The following is a 379-nucleotide window of genomic DNA, read 5'->3' on the forward strand; positions in this document are numbered from 1 at the left end:
CACCGGCCCGTGCAGGGCGTGCCCGGCCCCCGAGGCCGCGTACACCTCCCCACCCTGGAAGGCCATCACCACACCCACCCCGTCCGCGGTCGGCACCGCATCCGAGGTGGGGTAACCCAGCGGCCCCGCAGGCCCGCCGCCTTCCTGCCAGCCGAGGAGGACGTCGCCGGGGACCAGGCGCGTGCCCAGGTCGCGGTGCAGGTACAGGGAGCCGCCCTGGAAGTGCCCGTACTGCGCGAGACCGTCGGCCGTCGCGGCCGAGTCCGCGACCGGCATGCCGAGGTCGCCGGCGTCACCGCCGGCGGCCAGCCACGCGTCCCGCACCGGCCCGCCCACGACCCGCGCCCCGGTGGCGGCCGACCAGTAGATCCAGCCCCGC

The 379-nt window shown here is 77.8% G+C and carries 1 protein-coding gene; it reads right to left on the bottom strand.

The features are described 5' to 3' along the window. Window positions 1-379: LGFP repeat-containing protein (locus E9549_RS22940; protein WP_374201477.1), on the bottom strand; the 379-nt coding region annotated here is incomplete at both ends.

The organism is Blastococcus sp. MG754426 (genome assembly GCF_021699055.1).
Classification (GTDB): domain Bacteria; phylum Actinomycetota; class Actinomycetes; order Mycobacteriales; family Geodermatophilaceae; genus Blastococcus.